Source organism: Streptomyces roseolus, from assembly GCF_014649855.1.
GTDB lineage: Bacteria > Actinomycetota > Actinomycetes > Streptomycetales > Streptomycetaceae > Streptomyces > Streptomyces roseolus.
In genome coordinates this window covers 1-15,272 of record NZ_BMTV01000016.1, presented here as the reverse complement: position 1 = coordinate 15,272, position 15,272 = coordinate 1, and the positions used below count along the sequence as shown (strand labels likewise).

General features: G+C 71.4%; 15 protein-coding genes. 14 read left to right on the top strand and 1 reads right to left on the bottom strand.

Features of this window, described 5'->3' with window-relative positions:
* The first annotated feature begins 1 nt into the window (after position 1).
* The gene (gene nusB / locus IE245_RS19720; RefSeq protein WP_189949393.1) at positions 2-439 is read left to right on the top strand and encodes a transcription antitermination factor NusB; all 438 of its coding nucleotides are present in this window, start codon (positions 2-4) and stop codon (positions 437-439) included.
* 176 nt (positions 440-615) lie between these two features.
* Here nusB and bldD read toward each other — a convergent pair whose 3' ends face one another.
* Positions 616-1,116, bottom strand: a complete 501-nt coding sequence (gene bldD, locus IE245_RS19715; protein ID WP_015032294.1) for a transcriptional regulator BldD — start codon at positions 1,114-1,116, stop codon at positions 616-618.
* A 257-nt stretch (positions 1,117-1,373) separates the two neighbouring features.
* Between bldD and pyrR the strand changes: the two genes are divergently transcribed.
* The 13 genes from pyrR to metK all read left to right on the top strand — a co-directional run.
* Positions 1,374-1,937, top strand: a complete 564-nt coding sequence (gene pyrR / locus IE245_RS19710; RefSeq protein WP_189949391.1) for a bifunctional pyr operon transcriptional regulator/uracil phosphoribosyltransferase PyrR — start codon at positions 1,374-1,376, stop codon at positions 1,935-1,937.
* Between the two features lie 85 nt (positions 1,938-2,022).
* Positions 2,023-3,009 carry an aspartate carbamoyltransferase catalytic subunit gene (locus tag IE245_RS19705; protein ID WP_189949389.1) on the top strand — a complete coding sequence of 329 codons (987 nt, stop codon included), beginning with the start codon at positions 2,023-2,025 and terminating at the stop codon, positions 3,007-3,009.
* A gap of 2 nt (positions 3,010-3,011) precedes the next feature.
* Positions 3,012-4,298 (top strand): dihydroorotase, encoded by a 1,287-nt coding sequence (locus IE245_RS19700; protein WP_189949386.1) that lies wholly within the window; start codon positions 3,012-3,014, stop codon positions 4,296-4,298.
* Complete coding sequence (locus IE245_RS19695) at positions 4,295-4,867, top strand: PH-like domain-containing protein (protein ID WP_189949384.1); 573 nt, start codon at positions 4,295-4,297, stop codon at positions 4,865-4,867. The genes IE245_RS19700 and IE245_RS19695 overlap by 4 nt, the downstream gene beginning before the upstream one ends.
* The gene (gene carA, locus IE245_RS19690; protein WP_189949381.1) at positions 4,864-6,003 is read left to right on the top strand and encodes a glutamine-hydrolyzing carbamoyl-phosphate synthase small subunit; all 1,140 of its coding nucleotides are present in this window, start codon (positions 4,864-4,866) and stop codon (positions 6,001-6,003) included. The genes IE245_RS19695 and carA overlap by 4 nt, the downstream gene beginning before the upstream one ends.
* Positions 5,996-9,304: a carbamoyl-phosphate synthase large subunit gene (gene carB / locus IE245_RS19685; protein WP_189949373.1), complete on the top strand. Its 3,309-nt coding sequence runs from the start codon at positions 5,996-5,998 to the stop codon at positions 9,302-9,304. The genes carA and carB overlap by 8 nt, the downstream gene beginning before the upstream one ends.
* A 55-nt stretch (positions 9,305-9,359) precedes the next feature.
* Positions 9,360-10,472, top strand: a complete 1,113-nt coding sequence (locus IE245_RS19680; RefSeq protein WP_189949365.1) for a quinone-dependent dihydroorotate dehydrogenase — start codon at positions 9,360-9,362, stop codon at positions 10,470-10,472.
* Positions 10,469-11,305 (top strand): orotidine-5'-phosphate decarboxylase, encoded by an 837-nt coding sequence (gene pyrF / locus IE245_RS19675; protein WP_189949363.1) that lies wholly within the window; start codon positions 10,469-10,471, stop codon positions 11,303-11,305. Before IE245_RS19680 ends, pyrF begins: the two co-directional genes overlap by 4 nt.
* A gap of 309 nt (positions 11,306-11,614) precedes the next feature.
* Positions 11,615-11,938: an integration host factor gene (locus IE245_RS19670; RefSeq protein WP_030493613.1), complete on the top strand. Its 324-nt coding sequence runs from the start codon at positions 11,615-11,617 to the stop codon at positions 11,936-11,938.
* Between the two features lie 73 nt (positions 11,939-12,011).
* Positions 12,012-12,575 (top strand): guanylate kinase, encoded by a 564-nt coding sequence (gene gmk / locus IE245_RS19665; protein WP_189949361.1) that lies wholly within the window; start codon positions 12,012-12,014, stop codon positions 12,573-12,575.
* A gap of 75 nt (positions 12,576-12,650) precedes the next feature.
* Positions 12,651-12,923, top strand: a complete 273-nt coding sequence (rpoZ, locus tag IE245_RS19660; RefSeq protein WP_030493615.1) for a DNA-directed RNA polymerase subunit omega — start codon at positions 12,651-12,653, stop codon at positions 12,921-12,923.
* A gap of 56 nt (positions 12,924-12,979) precedes the next feature.
* Positions 12,980-14,245 (top strand): bifunctional phosphopantothenoylcysteine decarboxylase/phosphopantothenate--cysteine ligase CoaBC, encoded by a 1,266-nt coding sequence (coaBC, locus tag IE245_RS19655; RefSeq protein ID WP_189949359.1) that lies wholly within the window; start codon positions 12,980-12,982, stop codon positions 14,243-14,245.
* Positions 14,246-14,483: 238 nt separating this feature from the next.
* On the top strand, positions 14,484-15,272 hold a 789-nt coding region (gene metK / locus IE245_RS19650; protein ID WP_189949357.1), incomplete at its 3' end, for a methionine adenosyltransferase.

Genomic DNA, 15,272 nt, shown 5'->3' with positions numbered 1-15,272 from the left:
CGTGGCTGCCCGGAGCAAGGCCCGCAGGCGGGCCTTCCAGATCCTGTTCGAGGCCGACCAGCGCGGCACTTCGGTCCAGGAGGTCCTCGCGGACCAGATCCGGCTCCACCGTGCCGACGAGCGTCAGCCCGCGGTGGGTGACTTCACCATGCAGCTGGTCGAGGGATACGCCCAGTACGTGGCCCGGATCGACGAGCTCATCGCCACCTACGCGGTGGACTGGGACCTCGACCGGATGCCGGCCGCCGACCGGAACATCGTGCGCCTCGGCGCGTACGAGCTGATCTGGGAGGACGGCACGCCGGACGCGGTGGCCATCGACGAGGCCGTGCAGCTCGCCAAGGAGTTCTCCACGGACGACTCCCCGGCCTTCGTCAACGGTCTCCTCGGGCGCTTCAAGGACCTGAAGCCCCGTCTCCGCCGCGACGCGGACGTCTAGTCCCGCACACGGCCCTGCGAAGGGGCCCGCCGCACCGTTCGGTGCCGCGGGCCCCTTCGCGTTCCGCCGAACGGGTGAAAGCGGGATCGGCGCGGGCGCGGAAAAGCGCCGGGCCCGTGGCGTCGGATGACGTCCACGGGCCCGGCGGCACGTTTCTGCAGAGGGTGCGGAGAAGGTCAGTTCTCCTCGTGGGCGACCGCTCGGCGCGCGTCCGCGTCGAGCACGCCCCAGCTGATCAGCTGCTCGGTGAGGACCGAGGGGGACTGGTCGTAGATGACGGCCAGGGTGCGCAGGTCGTCCTGGCGGATCGACAGCACCTTGCCGTTGTAGTCGCCGCGCTGCGACTGGATCGTCGCCGCGTAGCGCTGGAGGGGGCCGGCCTTCTCCTGCGGGACGTGGGCCAGTCGCTCCAGGTCCAGGACCAGCTTCGGCGGGGGCTCGGCGGCGCCGCCGGGGGTCGTACCGGGCAGCAGCTCCTGCACCGGCACGCCGTAGAAGTCCGCCAGCTCGGCCAGACGCTGCACGGTCACGGCGCGGTCGCCGCGCTCGTACGAGCCGACCACCACGGCCTTCCAGCGGCCCTGGGACTTCTCCTCCACCCCGTGGAGGGACAGGCCCTGCTGGGTGCGGATCGCGCGGAGTTTGGCCCCGAGCTGCTTTGCGTATTCGCTGGACATAACGCTCCCGGACGCTGTGACGACATGCGGCTGCGCCGCGCGGCTGGTAACTCACTGTGAGGTTACGCAGCGTTACTCTTTCCCGTCAAGCCGAAAGGGGCCCGCCACCCCCGCCCGGGGGACGGTCCGCCGCAGGTGGGAGCGGGGGAGGGGGAGCCCCGGGAAAGCCTGTGCGAGCGTCCCTGCTAAAGTGGACGCCGTACATCCGACGTCCTTTAAGAACCGTCCCGTGAGGCGGAGAAGGAGGTCCTTTCTTCATGGACACGCACGAGCACACCGACGCGGCGCGGCCCGTTCTCGAGGCCCCCGACATCGCCCGGGTCCTGACCCGGATCGCCCACGAGATCGTCGAGCGCGCCAAGGGCGCCGACGACGTGGTCCTCCTCGGCATCCCCACCCGCGGCATCCACCTCGCCCGCCGGCTCGCCGAGAAGCTCGAATCGATCACCGGCGCGAAGATCCCGGTCGGTTCCCTCGACATCACCATGTACCGCGACGACCTCCGGATGAAGCCGGCGCGCGCCATCGGCCGCACCGAGATCCCCGGGGAAGGCGTCGACGGCCGTCTCGTCGTCCTCGTCGACGACGTCCTCTTCTCGGGCCGCACCATCCGCGCCGCCCTCGACGCCCTCGGCGACATCGGCCGCCCCCGCGCGGTCCAGCTCGCCGTCCTCGTCGACCGCGGCCACCGCGAGCTCCCGATCCGCGCCGACTACGTCGGCAAGAACCTCCCCACGTCGCTGCGGGAGACCGTCAAGGTCCAGCTCGCCGAGGAGGACGGTCGCGACACCGTCCTGCTCGGCGGCAAGTCCGCCTCCTAGCCGGACCGGCCACCCCGCGGAGCCCGGGCACCCCGCCCGCGCCCCCGCATGCCCTGATGCCTCCCCACCCCGGAGAGAAACCCCGATGATGCGTCACCTCATCTCGGCCGCCGACCTCACCCGCGACGACGCCGTCCTGATCCTCGACACCGCCGAGGAGATGGCCCGGGTGGCCGACCGGCCCATCAAGAAGCTGCCGACCCTGCGCGGCCGGACCATCTGCAACCTGTTCTTCGAGGACTCCACCCGGACCCGGATCTCCTTCGAGGCGGCCGAGAAGCGCCTCTCCGCCGACGTCATCAACTTCGCGGCCAAGGGCTCCAGCGTCTCCAAGGGCGAGTCGCTGAAGGACACCGCGCAGACCCTGGAGGCGATGGGCGTCGACGCCGTCGTCATCCGGCACGGCGCCTCCGGCGCCCCCTTCCGCCTCGCCACCTCCGGCTGGATCGACGCCCCCGTCATCAACGCCGGCGACGGCACCCACCAGCACCCCACCCAGGCCCTCCTGGACGCCTTCACCATGCGCCGCCGCCTCGTCGGCCGCGACGCCGGCCTCGGCAAGGACCTGGCCGGCAAGCGCGTCACCCTCGTCGGCGACGTCCTGCACAGCCGGGTCGCCCGCTCCAACGTCGACCTGCTGCACACCCTCGGCGCCGAGGTCACCCTGGTGGCCCCGCCCACCCTCGTCCCCGTCGGCGTCGAGACCTGGCCCTGCGAGGTCTCCTACGACCTCGACGGCGTGCTGCCGAAGTCCGACGCGGTGATGATGCTGCGCGTGCAGCGCGAGCGGATGAACGCCGCCTTCTTCCCGACCGAGCGCGAGTACTCGCGCCGCTACGGCCTGGACGGCGAGCGGATGGCGAAGATGCCCGAGCACGCCATCGTCATGCACCCCGGCCCCATGGTCCGCGGCATGGAGATCACCGCCGAGGTCGCCGACTCCGACCGCTGCACGGTCGTCGAGCAGGTCGCCAACGGCGTCTCCGTCCGGATGGCCGTCCTCTACCTGCTGCTCGGCGGCTCCGAGCCCGCCGTCGCCCCCGCCACCACCCGTACCGAGGAGAGCAAGTGAAGATGAGCAAGATCCTTATCCGTGGTGCGAAGGTGCTGGGCGGCGAGCCGCAGGACGTCCTCCTCGACGGCGAGACCGTCGAGGCGGTCGGAACCGGCCTGACCGCCGAGGGCGCCACCGTGATCGAGGCCGACGGCCAGATCCTCCTCCCCGGCCTCGTCGACCTCCACACCCATCTGCGCGAGCCCGGCCGCGAGGACTCCGAGACCGTCCTCACCGGCACCCGCGCCGCCGCCTCCGGCGGTTATACCGCCGTCTTCGCCATGGCCAACACCCACCCGGTGGCCGACACCGCCGGCGTCGTGGAGCAGGTCTACCGGCTCGGCAAGGAGGCCGGTTACTGCGACGTGCAGCCCATCGGCGCCGTCACCGTCGGCCTGGAGGGCAAGAAGCTCGCCGAGCTCGGCGCCATGCACGACTCCGCCGCCGGCGTCACCGTCTTCTCCGACGACGGCAAGTGCGTCGACGACGCCGTGATCATGCGCCGCGCCCTGGAGTACGTGAAGGCCTTCGGCGGCGTCGTCGCCCAGCACGCCCAGGAGCCCCGCCTCACCGAGGGCGCCCAGATGAACGAGGGCGTCGTCTCCGCCGAGCTCGGCCTCGGCGGCTGGCCGGCCGTCGCGGAGGAGTCGATCATCGCCCGCGACGTCCTCCTCGCCGAGCACGTCGGCTCCCGCGTCCACATCTGCCACCTCTCCACCGCCGGCTCCGTCGAGATCGTCCGCTGGGCCAAGTCCCGCGGCATCGACGTCACCGCCGAGGTCACCCCGCACCACCTCCTCCTCACGGACGAGCTGGTCCGCACGTACGACCCGGTCTACAAGGTCAACCCGCCGCTGCGCACCGAGCGCGACGTGCTGGCCCTGCGCGAGGCCCTGGCCGACGGCACCATCGACATCGTCGCCACCGACCACGCCCCGCACCCGCACGAGGACAAGGACTGCGAGTGGGCCGCCGCCGCCATGGGCATGGTCGGCCTGGAGACCGCCCTCTCCGTCGTCCAGCAGACGATGGTGGAGACCGGCCTCCTCGACTGGGCCGGCGTCGCCGACCGGATGTCCTTCGCCCCGGCCCGCATCGGCCGCGCCACCGGCCACGGACGACCCGTCTCGGCTGGTGAGCCCGCGAACCTCGTCCTGGTCGATCCGGCTTACCGTGGGACGGTGGACCCCGCGGACTTCGCCTCCCGCAGCCGCAACACCCCCTACGAGGGCCGTGAGCTGCCGGGTCGCGTCACCCACACCTTCCTGCGGGGCCGGGCAACGGTCATGGACGGGAAGTTGGCGTGACACACACCATCGCAAGCGCGGCCCTCGCCGCGGAGCAGAAGTCGGCCGAGGTGACCGACTGGGCCGGCCGCATCGGCTGGGTCGTCGGACTCCTGCTCTTCGTCGCCTTCGTCTACTGGCTGATGCGCCAGGGCTGGAAGTGGCGCGGCAGCCTCCAGTCGGACCTCCCCGAGCTCCCCGAGGTGCCGCCGACGCCCGGTGAGGCGAAGCTGACGATGGAGGGCCGCTACCACGGCTCCACCACCGCCGGGCAGTGGCTCGACCGGATCGTCGCCCACGGCCTCGGCACCCGCAGCCGCGCCGAGCTCACGCTCACCGAGGCCGGGATCTCGGTCGTCCGCCCCGGGGCGAACGACTTCCTGATCCCCGTCGCCGCCCTGCGCGAGGCCCGCCTCGACAAGGGCATCGCCGGCAAGGTCCTCGCCGAGGGCGGGCTCCTGATCGTCACCTGGGAGCACGGCACCGCCCTCCTCGACTCCGGCTTCCGCTCCGACCGGGCCGCCGAGCACACCGCCTGGGTCGAGACCCTCAACTCCATGATCAACACGACGGAAGGCATCGCACGATGACGACCTCCACAAGGGGAGCCCAGGCTCCCGCCGTACTCGTCCTGGAGGACGGCCGCACCTTCCGCGGCCGCGCCTACGGGGCCGTGGGGGAGACCTTCGGCGAGGCCGTGTTCTCCACCGGCATGACCGGCTACCAGGAGACCCTGACCGACCCCTCCTACGACCGCCAGATCGTCGTCGCCACCGCCCCCCAGATCGGCAACACCGGCTGGAACGACGAGGACGACGAGTCCAGCCGCATCTGGGTCTCCGGCTACGTGGTCCGCGACCCCGCCCGCATCCCGTCGAACTGGCGCGCCAAGCGCAGCCTCGACGACGAGCTGGTCGCCCAGGGCGTCGTCGGCATCTCCGGCATCGACACCCGCGCCCTCACCCGCCACCTGCGCGAGCGCGGCTCCATGCGCGCCGGCGTCTTCTCCGGCGAGGCCCTCGCCCCCGAGGCCGAGCTGCTCGCCCGTGTGCAGGCCCAGCCGCACATGAAGGGCGCCAGCCTCTACGAGGAGGTCGCCACCAAGGAGCCGTACGTGGTCCCCGCGGTCGGCGACAAGAAGTTCACCGTCGCCGCGATCGACCTCGGCATCAAGGGCATGACCCCGCACCGGATGGCCGAGCGCGGCATCGAGGTCCACGTGCTGCCCGCCACCGCCTCGGTCGAGGACGTGTACGCGGTGGACCCGGACGGCGTCTTCTTCTCCAACGGCCCGGGCGACCCGGCCACCGCCGACGGCCCGGTCGCGCTCATGACCGCCGTCCTGGAGCGGAAGACCCCGCTCTTCGGCATCTGCTTCGGCAACCAGATCCTCGGCCGCGCGCTCGGCTTCGGCACCTACAAGCTGAAGTACGGCCACCGGGGCATCAACCAGCCCGTCCAGGACCGGACCACCGGCAAGGTCGAGGTCACCGCGCACAACCACGGCTTCGCCGTCGACGCGCCCCTCGGCAAGGTCTCCGAGACCCCCTTCGGCCGCGCCGAGGTCTCCCACGTCTGCCTGAACGACGACGTCGTGGAGGGCCTCCAGCTGCTCGACCAGCCGGCCTTCTCCGTCCAGTACCACCCCGAGGCGGCCGCGGGCCCGCACGACGCCGCGTACCTCTTCGACCGCTTCGTGACCCTCATGGAGGCCGAGCGTGCCTAAGCGCACCGATATCCAGTCCGTCCTGGTCATCGGCTCCGGCCCGATCGTCATCGGCCAGGCCGCCGAGTTCGACTACTCCGGCACCCAGGCCTGCCGGGTCCTCAAGGCCGAGGGCCTGCGGGTCATCCTGGTCAACTCCAACCCGGCGACGATCATGACCGACCCGGAGATCGCCGACGCCACCTACGTCGAGCCGATCACCCCCGAGTTCGTCGAGAAGATCATCGCCAAGGAGCGCCCCGACGCCCTCCTGCCCACCCTCGGCGGCCAGACCGCGCTCAACACCGCGATCTCCATGCACGAGCAGGGCGTCCTGGAGAAGTACGGCGTCGAGCTCATCGGCGCCAACGTCGAGGCCATCCACAAGGGCGAGGACCGCGACCTCTTCAAGGGCGTCGTCGAGGCCGTCAAGGCCAAGATCGGGTACGGCGAGTCCGCCCGCTCGGTCATCTGCCACTCCATGGACGACGTCCTCAAGGGCGTCGAGACGCTCGGCGGCTACCCCGTCGTCGTCCGCCCCTCCTTCACCATGGGCGGCGCCGGCTCCGGCTTCGCCCACGACGAGGAGGAGCTGCGCCGCATCGCCGGCCAGGGCCTCACGCTCTCCCCGACCACCGAGGTGCTCCTGGAGGAGTCCATCCTCGGCTGGAAGGAGTACGAGCTGGAGCTCATGCGCGACAAGCACGACAACGTCGTGGTCGTCTGCTCCATCGAGAACTTCGACCCGATGGGCGTCCACACCGGCGACTCGATCACCGTCGCCCCGGCGATGACGCTCACCGACCGCGAGTACCAGATCCTCCGCGACGTCGGCATCGCGATCATCCGCGAGGTCGGCGTCGACACCGGCGGCTGCAACATCCAGTTCGCGGTCAACCCCGAGGACGGCCGCGTGATCGTCATCGAGATGAACCCGCGCGTCTCCCGCTCCTCGGCCCTCGCCTCCAAGGCCACCGGCTTCCCGATCGCCAAGATCGCGGCCCGGCTCGCCGTCGGCTACACCCTGGACGAGATCCCGAACGACATCACGGAGAAGACCCCGGCGTCCTTCGAGCCCACGCTCGACTACGTCGTCGTCAAGGCCCCGCGCTTCGCCTTCGAGAAGTTCCCCTCCGCCGACTCCACGCTGACCACGACCATGAAGTCGGTCGGCGAGGCCATGGCCATCGGCCGGAACTTCCCCGAGGCCCTCCAGAAGGCCCTGCGCTCCCTGGAGAAGAAGGGCAGCCAGTTCGCCTTCACCGGCGAGCCCGGCGACAAGGACGAACTCCTCCGCGAGGCGGTCCGCCCCACCGACGGCCGCATCAACACCGTCATGCAGGCGATCCGCGCCGGCGCCACCCCCGAGGAGGTCTTCGACTACACGAAGATCGACCCGTGGTTCGTCGACCAGCTCTTCCTGATCAAGGAGATCGCCGACGAGCTCGCCGGCGCCGAGAAGCTGGAGCCCGCGCTCCTCGCCGAGGCCAAGCGCCACGGCTTCTCCGACGCCCAGATCGCCGAGATCCGCGGCCTGCGCGAGGACGTCGTCCGCGAGGTCCGGCACGCGCTCGGCGTCCGCCCGGTCTACAAGACGGTCGACACTTGCGCCGCCGAGTTCGCCGCGAAGACGCCGTACTTCTACTCCTCCTACGACGAGGAGACGGAGGTCGCGCCGCGCGAGAAGCCCGCCGTGATCATCCTCGGCTCCGGCCCGAACCGCATCGGCCAGGGCATCGAGTTCGACTACTCCTGCGTCCACGCCTCCTTCGCCCTGAGCGACGCCGGCTACGAGACCGTGATGGTCAACTGCAACCCGGAGACCGTCTCGACGGACTACGACACCTCCGACCGCCTGTACTTCGAGCCGCTGACGCTCGAGGACGTGCTGGAGATCGTCCACGCCGAGTCCCTCGCGGGCCCGATCGCCGGTGTCGTCGTCCAGCTCGGCGGCCAGACCCCGCTCGGCCTCTCCCAGGCGCTCAAGGACAACGGCGTGCCGGTCGTCGGCACCTCCCCGGAGGCCATCCACGCCGCCGAGGACCGCGGCGCCTTCGGCCGCGTCCTGGAGGAGGCCGGCCTGCCGGCCCCCAAGCACGGCACCGCCACCACCTTCGCCGGCGCCAAGAAGATCGCCGACGAGATCGGCTACCCGGTCCTGGTCCGCCCCTCGTACGTGCTCGGCGGCCGCGGCATGGAGATCGTCTACGACGAGGCGCGCCTGGAGGCGTACATCGCCGAGTCCACCGAGATCAGCCCCACCCGGCCGGTCCTGGTCGACCGCTTCCTCGACGACGCCATCGAGATCGACGTCGACGCCCTCTACGACGGCGAGGAGCTCTACCTCGGCGGCGTCATGGAGCACATCGAGGAGGCCGGCATCCACTCCGGCGACTCGGCCTGCGCCCTGCCCCCGATCACCCTCGGCGGCTTCGACATCAAGCGGCTGCGCGCCTCCACCGAGGCCATCGCCAAGGGCGTCGGCGTCCGCGGTCTGATCAACATCCAGTTCGCCATGGCCGGTGACATCCTCTACGTCCTGGAGGCCAACCCGCGCGCCTCCCGGACCGTGCCCTTCACCTCCAAGGCCACCGCCGTCCCGCTCGCCAAGGCCGCCGCCCGCATCTCGCTGGGCGCGACCATCGCCGAGCTGCGCGCCGAGGGCCTGCTGCCGAAGAACGGCGACGGCGGCACCCTGCCGCTCGACGCGCCGATCTCCGTCAAGGAGGCCGTGATGCCGTGGAGCCGCTTCCGCGACGTGCACGGCCGCGGCGTGGACACCGTCCTCGGCCCGGAGATGCGCTCCACCGGCGAGGTCATGGGCATCGACGCCGTCTTCGGCACCGCCTACGCCAAGTCGCAGGCCGGCGCCTACGGCCCGCTGCCCACCAAGGGCCGCGCGTTCATCTCCGTCGCCAACCGCGACAAGCGCTCGATGATCTTCCCGGCGCGCGAGCTGGTCGCCCACGGCTTCGAGCTGCTCGCCACCTCCGGCACCGCCGAGGTCCTCAAGCGCAACGGCATCAACGCCACCGTCGTGCGCAAGCTCAGCGAGGGCGAGGGCCCCGGCGGCGAGAAGACCATCGTCCAGCTCATCCACGACGGCCAGGTCGACCTCATCGTCAACACCCCGTACGGCACCGGCGGCCGCCTCGACGGCTACGAGATCCGTACGGCGGCGGTGGCCCGCGGCGTCCCGTGCCTCACCACGGTCCAGGCGCTCGCCGCGGCCGTCCAGGGCATCGAGGCCCTGGGCCACGGCGACGTCGGCGTCCGTTCCCTCCAGGAACACGCCGAGCACCTGACCGCGGCCCGCGACTAGCAGCCACCGAGGGGGACACCGGAAACGGTGTCCCCCTCTTCATGAGGACACCACCATGTACAAGCTCTTCTTCCAGCTCGTCTTCCGGCGCATGGACCCGGAGAAGGCCCACCACCTGGCCTTCCGCTGGATCCGGCTCGCGGTTCGCGTCCCGGTCCTGCGCACCTTCGTCGCCGCCGTCCTCGCCCCCCGGTACGAGGAGCTGCGCACCGAGGCCCTGGGCCTGCGCATGCACGGCCCCTTCGGTCTCGCCGCCGGCTTCGACAAGAACGCCGTCGCCATCGACGGCATGGCCATGCTCGGCTTCGACCACGTCGAGATCGGCACCGTCACCGGCGAGGCCCAGCCCGGCAACCCGAAGAAGCGGCTCTTCCGCCTCGTCCCCGACCGGGCCCTGATCAACCGCATGGGCTTCAACAACGAGGGCTCCGCCGCCGTCGCCGCCCGCCTCCACGCGCGCGTGCCGGTCTTCAAGACGGTCGTCGGCGTCAACATCGGCAAGACCAAGGTCGTCGAGGAGGCCGACGCGGCCGCCGACTACGTGAAGTCCACCGAGCGGCTCGCCGCCCACGCCGACTACCTCGTCGTCAACGTCTCCTCGCCGAACACCCCCGGCCTGCGCAACCTCCAGGCCACCGAGTCGCTGCGCCCGCTGCTCGCCGCCGTGCGCGAGGCCGCCGACCGCACGGTCACCGACCGCCGCGTCCCGCTCCTGGTGAAGATCGCCCCCGACCTCGCCGACGAGGACGTGGACGCCGTCGCCGACCTCGCCGTCGAGCTCGGCCTGGACGGCATCATCGCCACCAACACCACCATCGCCCGCGAGGGCCTCGGCCTGAGCTCCGCCCCGGCCCTCGTCCAGGAGACCGGCGGCCTCTCCGGCGCCCCGCTCAAGGAGCGCTCCCTGGAGGTCCTGCGCCGCCTGTACGCGCGCGTGGGCGACCGGATCGTCCTGGTGGGCGTCGGCGGCATCGAGAACGCCGAGGACGCCTGGCAGCGGATCCTGGCCGGCGCCACCCTCGTCCAGGGCTACAGCGCCTTCATCTACGAGGGGCCGTTCTACGCCCGCGCGATCCACAAGGGCCTCGCCGCGCGCCTCGCCGCCTCCCCGTACGCCACGATCGCCGAGGCCGTCGGCGCCGACCACCGAAAGGCCACCACCTCGTGACTCCCTCCTTCGGCACCCGTCTGCGCTCCGCCATGGACGAGCGCGGCCCGCTCTGCGTCGGCATCGACCCGCACGCCTCCCTGCTGGGCTCCTGGGGCCTCGGCGACGACATCGCGGGCCTGGAGCGCTTCACGTACACCGTGGTCGAGGCGCTGGCGGACACCGTCGCCGTCTTCAAGCCGCAGGCCGCCTTCTTCGAGCGCTTCGGCTCGCGCGGCATCGCCGTCCTGGAGCGCGCCACCGCCGACCTGCGGGCCGCCGGCGGCCTGGTCGTCATGGACGCCAAGCGCGGCGACATCGGCTCCACCATGGCCGCCTACGCGGAGACCTTCCTCCGGAAGGACTCCCCGCTCTTCTCCGACGCCCTCACGGTCTCCCCGTACCTCGGCTACGGCTCCCTGAAGCCGGCCGTCGACCTGGCCCGCGAGTCCGGCGCCGGCCTCTTCGTCCTCGCGCTCACCTCCAACCCGGAGGGCGCCGAGGTCCAGCGGGCCGTGCGGGAGGACGGGCGCACCATCGGCGCGACCATGCTCGCCCACCTCGCCGAGGAGAACGCGGGGGAGACGCCCCTGGGCTCCTTCGGCGCGGTCGTCGGCGCCACTCTCGGCGACCTCTCCTCCTTCGACCTCGACATCAACGGCCCGCTGCTCGCCCCGGGCATCGGCGCCCAGGGGGCGACCCCGGCCGACCTCCCGGTCGTCTTCGGGGACGCGGTCCGCAACGTGGTCCCGAACGTGAGCCGGGGCGTGCTGCGCGCCGGACCGGACGCGTCCGCCCTGCGGGACGCGGCGACGCGCTACGCGGACGAGATCCGGGCCGCCGTCGCCGGCTGACCCCGCCGGCCCGCCCCCGGGTCATCCCCGCAGGTGGGAGCGGACGGCGGGCCCGGAGGGCGTCCCGTCGTGCCACTTGACGAAATCTTGGCAGAAATCCGGGTCGTTATGTCGGAAAAGTCCTGGTCGGCGGAGGCTGACCAGGACTTTTCCGCTGTTCTCGCTGACTGGAGCGGCCATGGCCGCTAGTCTCCGGGGCAGAGCAGGTGTCCGACGGCCGCGCGTCGTCGGGCGTTGCTCCACTGGTGTGGGTCGACCAGGTCCCCACCGGTCCGTATCCGACAGATCGACATCCGAGGTGACGTAGGCGTGGCTCTTCCGCCCCTTACCCCTGAACAGCGCGCAGCCGCGCTCGAGAAGGCCGCCGCGGCTCGCCGGGAGCGGGCCGAGGTCAAGAATCGACTCAAGCACTCCGGCGCCTCCCTCCACGAGGTCATCAAGCAGGGCCAGGAGAACGACGTCATCGGCAAGATGAAGGTCTCCGCCCTCCTCGAGTCCCTGCCCGGCGTCGGCAAGGTCCGCGCCAAGCAGATCATGGAGCGGCTCGGCATCTCCGAGAGCCGTCGCGTCCGCGGTCTCGGCTCCAACCAGATCGCCTCCCTGGAGCGCGAGTTCGGCGGCGCCGGCGCCTGACCCGGCGCCCCGGCGGGTGCCCGATCCGGGACACGCGTCCCGGGCACCCCGGCGATACTGGAATAATCGCTGCATGGCAGCAGAGGTACGTCCGCGGCTGACCGTGCTCTCCGGCCCCTCAGGGGTCGGCAAGAGCACGGTCGTCGCTCATATGCGCAAGGTCCACCCCGAGGTCTGGCTCTCGGTGTCGGCCACGACACGAAAGCCCCGCCCCGGCGAGAAGCACGGCGTCCAGTACTTCTTCGTCTCGGACGACGAGTTCGACAAGCTGATCGCCAACGGTGAGCTCCTCGAGTGGGCCGAGTTCGCGGGCAACCGCTACGGCACCCCTCGCGGCGCGGTCGTCGAACGCCTGGAGAAGGGCGAGCCCGTGCTCCTGGAGATCGAACTCCAGGGCGCGCGTCAGGTGAAGGAGTCCATGGCCGACTCCCGCCTGGTCTTCCTGGCTCCGCCGAGCTGGGAGGAGCTGGTCCGCCGGCTCACCGGCCGCGGCACCGAGTCGCCCGAGGTCATCGAGCGCCGCCTGGCGGCCGCCAAGGTGGAACTCGCCGCCGAGTCGGAGTTCGACACCACGCTCGTCAACACCTCCGTCGAGGACGTCGCACGCGAGCTGCTAACGTTGATGCACGTAGTCTGATCTTTCTGATCATTCTGCTCACTCTGAGTCTTCAGAGTCTTTCTGAGTCTTTTATCCATCTTCGGAAGGTAGAGCGTGTCCTCTTCCATCACCGCGCCCGAGGGCATCATCAACCCGCCGATCGACGAGCTGCTCGAGGCCACGGACTCGAAGTACAGCCTCGTGATCTACGCGGCCAAGCGCGCGCGTCAGATCAACGCGTACTACTCGCAGCTCGGTGAGGGCCTGCTGGAGTACGTCGGTCCCCTCGTCGACACCCACGTCCACGAGAAGCCGCTCTCGATCGCCCTGCGCGAGATCAACGCGGGCCTGCTGACCTCCGAGGCCGTCGAGGGCCCCGTCCAGTAAGCATTGCGTTCGTCACTCCAGGCCCGGCGGTCCCTCCGCCGGGCCTGTGGTGTCTCATGGAGCCGTACGTCATCCGAGAGCGCGCACCCGCGTGGGGAGAGGCAGTCGTGACCAAGCCGAAGGTCGTCCTGGGCGTGAGCGGCGGGATCGCCGCCTACAAGGCGTGCGAGCTGCTGCGCCGGCTCACCGAGTCGGGCCACGACGTCCGTGTCGTCCCCACCGACTCCGCGCTCCACTTCGTCGGCGCCGCCACCTGGTCCGCGCTCTCCGGCAACCCCGTCTCCACCGAGGTCTGGGAGACCGTCCACGAGGTGCCGCACGTCCGCATCGGCCAGGCCGCCGACCTCGTCGTCGTCGCCCCCGCCACCGCCGACATGCTCGCCAGGGCCGCCCACGGCCTCGCCGACGACCTCCTCACCAACACGCTGCTCACCGCGCGCTGTCCGGTCGTCTTCGCCCCCGCCATGCACACCGAGATGTGGGAGCACCCGGCCACCCAGGAGAACGTGGCCACGCTCCGCCGCCGCGGCGCCGTCGTCATCGAGCCCGCCGTCGGCCGCCTCACCGGCGTCGACACCGGCAAGGGCCGGCTCCCCGACCCCGGCGAGATCTTCGAGGTCTGCCGCCGGATCCTGACCCGCGGCGTCACCGCCCCCGACCTCGCCGGCCGCCACGTCGTGGTGTCCGCCGGCGGCACCCGCGAGCCCCTCGACCCGGTCCGCTACCTGGGCAACCGCTCCTCCGGCAAGCAGGGCTACGCCCTCGCCAAGGCCGCCGCCGCCCGCGGCGCCCGGGTCACCCTCGTCGAGGCCAACACCGGCCTCCCCGACCCGGCCGGCGTCGACGTCGTCCACGTCGGCACCGCCGTCCAGCTCCGCGAGGCCGTCCTCAAGGCCGCCGCCGACGCCGACGCGGTCGTCATGGCCGCCGCCGTCGCCGACTTCCGCCCGGCCGCGTACGCCCCCGGCAAGATCAAGAAGACCGACGACGGGGGCGCGCCCACCATCGAGCTGGTCCGCAACCCCGACGTCCTCGCCGAGCTCTCCGCCGACCGCGCCCTGCCGGGCCAGGTCGTCGTCGGCTTCGCCGCCGAGACCGACGACGTGCTCGCCAACGGCCGCGCCAAGCTCGCCCGCAAGGGCTGCGACCTCCTCGTCGTCAACGAGGTCGGCGAGCGCAAGACCTTCGGCTCGGAGGAGAACGAGGCCGTGGTCCTCGCCGCCGACGGCACCGAGACCCCGGTCCCGTACGGCCCGAAGGAAGCCCTCGCCGAGACCGTCTGGGACCTCGTCCTGCCCCGTCTGGGAGAGCGCTCCTCCTGAGGACGGGGGCGGCCGGGGCGCGCGAAACGCCGGGGCGCGAGTGATCTCCGCCCTACGGAACGTGCCCCCCGGACCCCTCCCGCGGCCGGTTCGCCCGACCTGATCACATTCGTCAGGCGAGACACCTGGTCCATCCGGCGACCTGGCCCGATAGACTGTCCGTGGAACGTCGCGGGGCGCAGCCCCCTGCCGGTCCGCGAAGAGATAGCCAGCAGCCGCTGCAACCCCAGGGAGCGTTGTGTCCCGTCGTCTGTTCACCTCGGAGTCCGTCACCGAGGGGCACCCCGACAAGATCGCTGACCAGATCAGCGACACCATCCTCGACGCGCTGCTCCGGGAGGACCCCACCTCCCGCGTCGCCGTCGAGACGCTGATCACCACCGGCCTCGTGCACGTCGCGGGCGAGGTGACGACCAAGGCGTGGGCGGACATCCCCACCCTCGTCCGCAACAAGATCCTCGAGATCGGGTACGACTCCTCGAAGAAGGGCTTCGACGGCGCCTCCTGCGGCGTCTCGGTCTCCATCGGGTCGCAGTCCCCCGACATCGCGCAGGGCGTGGACACCGCCTACGAGAAGCGCGTCGAGGGCGACGAGGACGAGCTGGACAAGCAGGGCGCCGGCGACCAGGGCCTCATGTTCGGCTACGCCTCGGACGAGACCCCCGAGCTGATGCCGCTGCCGATCCACCTCGCGCACCGGCTCTCCCGCCGCCTCACCGAGGTCCGCAAGAACGGCACCATCCCGTACCTGCGCCCCGACGGCAAGACCCAGGTCACCATCGAGTACGACGGCGACAAGGCCGTCCGCCTCGACACGGTCGTCGTCTCCTCGCAGCACGCCTCGGACATCGACCTCGACTCGCTGCTCGCGCCCGACATCCGCGAGTTCGTCGTCGAGCACGTCCTGAAGGAGCTCGTCGAGGACGGCATCAAGCTCGACACCGACGGCTACCGCCTGCTGGTCAACCCGACCGGCCGCTTCGAGATCGGCGGCCCGATGGGCGACGCCGGCCTCACCGGCCGCAAG